The 6,577-nt window shown below is 72.8% G+C and carries 4 protein-coding genes; all 4 read right to left on the bottom strand.

Going from position 1 to position 6,577, the window contains the following annotated elements:
• The coding region (locus tag ABT336_RS26470) for a DUF58 domain-containing protein (protein ID WP_350900176.1) at nt 1-1,061 on the bottom strand (1,061 nt) is incomplete at its 3' end.
• An 8-nt stretch (nt 1,062-1,069) separates the two neighbouring features.
• Complete coding sequence (locus ABT336_RS26465) at nt 1,070-2,065, bottom strand: AAA family ATPase (RefSeq protein ID WP_350900174.1); 996 nt, start codon at nt 2,063-2,065, stop codon at nt 1,070-1,072.
• Between the two features lie 28 nt (nt 2,066-2,093).
• A complete protein-coding gene (locus ABT336_RS26460; protein WP_350900172.1) occupies nt 2,094-4,721 on the bottom strand; it encodes a fibronectin type III domain-containing protein in 2,628 nt (875 codons plus the stop codon).
• A gap of 238 nt (nt 4,722-4,959) precedes the next feature.
• Nucleotides 4,960-5,427: a fibronectin type III domain-containing protein gene (locus ABT336_RS26455; RefSeq protein WP_502891272.1), complete on the bottom strand. Its 468-nt coding sequence runs from the start codon at nt 5,425-5,427 to the stop codon at nt 4,960-4,962.
• Nucleotides 5,428-6,577: the final 1,150 nt, after the last annotated feature.

Below are 6,577 nucleotides of genomic sequence, written 5' to 3'. Positions count from 1 at the left end.
TGGCCGTCCCCACCGTCCAACCGCACCGCGGCCAACCGGTCCAGCGGGCCGCTCGCGGCGACACCCTGGTCACTGCCGCCGCTGCCGGACGGGTCGGTCCCGTCGGTGCGGGACAGGTCGGTTCCGCCGCTGCCGGACGGGTTGGTTCCGCCGCTGCCGGACGGGTCGATCCCGTGGCTGCCGGAGGGGTCGGTCCCGGCGTCCGGCGACGGGTCGGGCAGGCCGCTGGCCTGTGGGGCCACCAACAGCAGGGTGACAGGCAGGTCGGCGTGGAACGCCGCGCTGACCACCGAGGCGGCCGCCTCACAGACCGACTCGAACGACTCCACGACCCCGTCCACCACCCCCGGGTGGGCCGCCTCCCGGTTGTCCACCACCACCACGAGGCGCGGCAGACTGGTGTCCACGTTCTCCCGCACCATCAGCTCACCGACCCGGGCGCTGGTACGCCAGTGCACCCGACGCAACTCGTCACCGACCACGTACTCCCGCAACGAGTCGAAGGTGATCGACCCATGCGGTACGGCGTCGACCCGACCGTCCAGGCTCCGCCCCACCCCCGTCGGCGTCGCCGACAACCGATGGATCCGGGGATGCACCCACACCGGCACCGTCCCCCCGTACGGGCGGGCCAACTCCACCAGGCCCAGCGGATCCCGCCGGGTCACCCGCAACGGGCCGACCGGCACCACCCCCCGACGCAGCGTCGGCACGTCGTAGCGCACCTGCGTGTCCCGGCCCGGCCGCAACCGCAGCAGCGGCACCGCGACCGTCCGACCCCCACACCGGTCCTCCGCGACGAGACTCGTCGAACGGAGCCGCCCGGCGTTGCGGACCGTCAGGACCATCGAGGCCGGATCCCCCCGGGCCACCCGGTCCGGGTCGGCCCGCCGCGACACCGCCAACCGGGGCCGCCACACGGCGGTGACCAGCGCATACCCGACCGCCAGGGCGGCGACCGCACCGAGCACTGTCAACTCCGGGTACCCGAACCAGAACCCGGCCGCGAGGAACCCGACACCGACGGCGAGCAGCCCGGCACCCCGGGCGGTGACGCCCACGCCGCCGGTCAGCCGGTCGCCGAGGCGGACTGCCCCGACGGCAGGGGCACCGGCACCGAGGCCAGCGCCTGACGCAGCACCTCCGCCGGGCTGACCCCGCGTACCTGCGCCTCCGGGGTGAGCAGCAGCCGATGGGCGAAGACCGGCTCCACGAGGGCCTTCAGGTCCTCCGGCATGATCCAACCCCGACCGTCGATCAGCGCGTACGCACACGCCGCCCGGGTCAACGCGATCACCCCGCGAGGGCTCACCCCCACCCGGACGTGCTGGTGGGTGCGGGTCGCCGCGGCCAGCCGCACCGCGTACCCGTAGAGGGGTTCGGCGATGTGGACCCGGCGGGCCATCCGGACCATCTCCCCGACGGTGGCCGTGTCGGTCAGCGCGGTCAACGCCTCCGGGGAGCGGACAGTCGCCCCCCGCAGCACCTCCACCTCCACCGCCTCGTCCGGGTAACCCACCGACAACTTGACCAGGAACCGGTCCAGCTGCGCCTCCGGCAGCCGGTACGTGCCGTCCATCTCCACCGGATTCTGGGTGGCGACCACCAGGAACGGCTGCGGCACCGGATGACGAATCCCGTCTACGGTGACCGTCCGCTCCTCCATCACCTCCAGCAGCGCCGACTGGGTCTTCGGCGACGCCCTGTTGATCTCGTCGGCGATGACGATGTTGGCGAACACCGGACCCGGATGGAACTCGAACCCCCGCGTCGCCTGGTTGAAGATGGTCACCCCCACCACGTCCGAGGGGAGCAGGTCGGGGGTGAACTGGATCCGCCGCCACTGACCCTGCACCGTGGCGGCCACCGCCCGGGCGAGAGTCGTCTTCCCGACCCCCGGAACGTCCTCCAACAGGACGTGGCCCTGGGCGAAGAGCGCGGTCAGGGCCAGCCGGACCACCTGCGGCTTGCCCAGCACCACCGAGTTGATGTTCTCCGCCAACCGGGCGGCCAGGGCGGCGAAGCCCTGCACCTCCTGCTGGCCGAGCGGCTCAGTCGCGTTCACTGTGGGGTCCGGCTCCTCGGATGGTCGGTCAGCAGGTCGGCAAACTGTTGATCTCGTCGCCGCCCTCGAGGTTCAGCCAGGCCCACGGGATGTAGTTCTTCCCCTCGAACTCGACCTGCACCCACCAGGTGCTGCGCTTCTCGTCGTTGTAGATGTAGGCGTAGACCTCCTCGCCCCGACGCTTGCAGTACGCCTCCAGCCGCCGACCGGGCTTCGCCCAGCCCACCTGCCGGTCGTTGTCCTGCCGGGGCACCGAGAAGATCTCGTTGCCGTTACGCCCGTCCCGATCCCGGTCGCAGTAGGTCGCCTCGTCACCCGAGGCACCGTTCACGCAGGTCGCCACCCCGAACATCGCCTCCGTGGACACCCGACGGGTCGCGGTACCCTCCCCGGCCGCGTTCCTCGCCGTCACCGTCAACGGGTACGCCGTACCCGGGGCCAGGTTCGGCACCGTCAACCGGGAACACGACCCCGACACCGTCGGCTCACCAGGCGTACCCACCGAACACGTCGCCTCCCCGCCCCCGGCGTCCACGGTCACCGACACCGTCACCGAGGTCGCAGTCACCGACGACCCCGTCACCGTCACCCGGGGCGCAGCCACCGTCCGGGCCGAACCGGTCACCGCCGGACCCTCCCCGGCCTCGTTGACAGCCGTCACCGACACCGTGACGTCCTGCCCGTCACCGAGCCCCTCCACGGTCGCCCGGGTGTCTGTCACCTCACTACGACGACCCCCCACCTCCACCCGGTACGCGGTCACCGGACGACCGTTCGCCACCGCCTCCGACCAACGCACCGACACGGTCCCCGGCCGATCCGCCACCGTCGCCGCCGACAGGTCACCAGGCGCGCCCGGAACGGCGAACGGCACCACCGTGTTACTCACCGGCGACGCCTTCGACCCCGCACCCGCCTCGGTCACCGCCACCACCGTGAACGCGTACTGGGTGCCGTACTCCAACTCACCAGCCCGCACCACGAGCTCGGTCCCCGTCGCCTCACCCACCGGCGCGTTCGCCCCCGCCGACGTGGCAGTCACCGCATACCGGGCGACCGTGTTGCCCTGCCCGTCCGCCGCCGGCCACGTCACCACCACCGTCCCGTCCGGGCGTTCCGACGCGGTCACGCTCTCCGGCGCGTCCGGCACCTCGGCCGTCGGGGTCACAGGGTTCGTACGGCGAACCGGACCCTCACCCCTCGCGTTCACCGCGTGTACCGAGAACCGGTACTCCTGTCCGTTCGTCAGCCCGGTGACCTCCACCGCCCGCTGATTCGCACCCACCTCCTGACGCTGACCGGCGCCCTCCACCACGTACCGCATGATCTGCGCCCCGTTGGCGGCAGCCGGACGCCACGTCACCCGCGCCCGACCGTCCCCGGCGGCAGCCGTGACGTCACGCGGCGGCCCCGGCGCACTCACCTTCGGCTTCGGCGGCGGGGGAGGCGGCGGCGGAGGCTCCTGCGGCGGATCCGCGCCCAGCACGTCACTGGCGTACTTGTCGACGTCACGAACCTCGTGCCGGTCGTTGACCACCCGAGCCCGCGCCGACTGCGGGGCGTTGATGAACAGATGGTTCTCCCGAACCTCCAACTCCAACGGCCCGGCCATCCCCTTACCACCCCGGATGGTGTCGACCACCTGCCCCGACGCGTCGAACGAATAGATCGTCCGGGTCGCCTCGTCGGCCGTGTAGAACCGGTCCGCCCACGCCACAGTCGGACTCAGCCGATCACCCCGGCCCGGAACGGAGAACGTCCGCACCCGCTCACCGTCGACCACGTGGACCTGCCGCTCCCCGGGCACCGTCACCGGGATCCGCGCCCCCGTCGTCCGAGGCGGCAGATGACCCACCCCGGTCAACCCCAACGGCGTACGCGTCACCACCCCGTCCCGGACCGCCACCAGATCACCACGGGTCCGGTCCAACACCGCCACCCCGTCGTCCAACGTCGACAACACCAACTCGTGGTGGCCGTCCGCCACGTCGTACGTCGCGACCTGTTTCGGACTCAACCCCGCCCCCGACGGCCCCGGACTCTCCGGCAGATCCGCCGCCGTGACCGCCGACACCGTCCCCTCACTCGGCACCCCCACCCACAACCGCCCCGCCCCGTCGAACACCCCACCGGTGATCCCCGGCGGATACCGCACCGGCTCACCCACCGGCACCAACGACCGAGGATCGAGCTGCCGCACCACACCCTGCACCGCATCCACCACGAACGCCGCGTCCCCGTCCAACGCCACACTCACCCCGAGCCCCGGCGTCGTCCGCGTCGTCGCCATGATCTGCAACGTGGCCAGGTTCAACGAACTCACCTGACCGGTGTCCAGATCCCGCAGAATGAGCTGCTTGTCGGTCTGCACCACCTGCATCGAATGCCGCCGCGCCCCCGGGATCTCCACCCGGGTGTCCACCCGCGCCGTCACCCCGTTGACCCGGGCCATCTCACTACGCGCCGAACTCCACAACCAGGACGAGGCGTCATAGTTCGCCGCCGCGTTGTCCGCCGCCCCGAGCCCGAGCACCGTCAACCCCATCGCCGCCAGCAGGGCGGACACCGTACCGATGGTGACCAGGCCACCAGGTATCCGACGACCCCGCCGGGAACGCGTGGCACCGCCGTCGCCGGCATCCTCGATAGTGGCCACAGCCGGGTGCCTCCCCGTCTCGTCGGTCACGGCAGGTAGGCCCTGTGACAGCGGCCGGACCAGCCCGGAGCCGGGTGACATCATATGGGTCCTCAGAGGACGGCGGAACCCGCACCGTCAGCATCGGTCATACCCAGCGTGCACACCACAGACGAACCTCGTCACCGCATCAGCGGCTCGGGCTGCCCGCCCGCTGTGTGCCGGCACGGGACAGATCGGCACCGACCTCGTCCCGGCGTCAGCGGCTCGGGGTGGCCCGTCCCCGATCTGTGCACACCTGACCGGAGGTGGCGAACACGTCGGTCGAGTAGACGGCCAGCACCGTGAAGCAGTAGTCGAGCCGTGAGTTCAACCCGTTCAGGGTGTAGGTGGTCTCACCCGGGGCGACAGTGGCCATCACCCCCAGCGCCCGCCCGGCCCGACCCCCGGCCACCATGAACGGCACCGTACCGTCCGTCGGATCCGACCAGGTGATCGTGATGGTGGTCGCGTCGTCACGCAGCTCCAGGTCCTCCGGGGGCGCGCTGCTGGGCGTCGGATCAACAGCCGGGGGAGCGGAGCCCCCTTCGGGCCGCGACCCGGAATCCCCGCCGATCAGCATCACCCCGGCCACCCCACCCGCCATGGCGACCGCTACCACCACCCCGGCGACCACCACCGCCGTCCACCCCCGTCGCCCCACCCCGCCCGCCGGGGACCCGGTCACCCGGGAGGCCGCCGGTGGGACATCACTGGATCGGGGAACCGCAGGTAAGGCACCGGTGGGTTGGGGCTGAGCCGGTGGGGCATCGCCGGGTCGGGTCGCCGCAGGTAGGGCGCCGGTGGAGTGGGGCTGAGCCGGTGGGGCATCGTCGGGTCGGGTCGCCGCAGGTGGGACACCGGTGGGTCGGGGCTCAGCCGGTGGGGCATCGCCCGGTCGGGTCGCCGCAGGTGGGACATCGGTGCGGAAGGGCGCAGGTGAGGTGCCGGTGGATCGGGGGACCGCAGGTGAGGTGCCGCCGGGGCCGGGGCCGGGGTCGGCCGGAAGGGCGTCGGTGGGGCTCGGGCCGGGCGGTGGGGCAGCGGCGGGACCGAGGTCGGCCGGTGGGGCACCAGTGAGGCCGGGGTCGGCCGGTGGGGCGTCGGTGGGGCCGGGGTCGGTTGGCCGGGCACCGGATAGGCGGGCGTCGGGTCCGGCAGGAATCCCGGACGGATGACCCGACGCACCCTCCCGAACCGGCTCGTCCCACCGCAGCGGGTCGATCTGCCGGACGTGCACGGTCGGCTCGTCCACCGGGTCCGTCCCGAGCGACGGGTACGCCGACTCCGGCCCGTACCCCGGAAACTGGTCCGGCGGGCGGACCGGCGGTGCGTCCCGGCCGGAACCATCCGAAGGCGCCACCGGCGTCGGTGGTTCCGTCGACACCGGCGTGGGCGGCTGAGCCGGGACGGGCGGCCCCGACGTCCCGGACGAGACCACCGGAGCGGGCGGTCGCATCTGCGGAGTCGGCACCACCGGCGCGGGCGGCCCCGTCGGTGGAGTCGGGACCACCGACGTGGGTGGCTCCGTCGCCGCAAAGGGAAGCACCGGCGCGGGTTGCCCTGTCGGCGTGGACGGCCGCGCCGGTATGGGCGCTCCCAGCGGCGTGGGCTGCCCCGTCGGCGTGGGGGGAGTGGGCTGATGGGGCAGCACCCGGCGTGGCACCGGGATCGGCGCGGGACGCCCCTGTCCGACGTCTGCCGCCGACACTGGACCCGGCGGCCCGGGGGAGAAGGTCTGCCCGGCCCCCGTACCCGGAAGCATGGCCGCCGCGATACGCAGACGGTAGCGTGCAGGCCGACTCGGGTCGGGACCGACTGCCCGGGTGGACATCCAG

This window comes from Micromonospora sp. NPDC000207, from assembly GCF_040300925.1.
Taxonomy (GTDB): domain Bacteria; phylum Actinomycetota; class Actinomycetes; order Mycobacteriales; family Micromonosporaceae; genus Micromonospora.
This window is presented reverse-complemented; position numbering and strand designations above follow the sequence as displayed.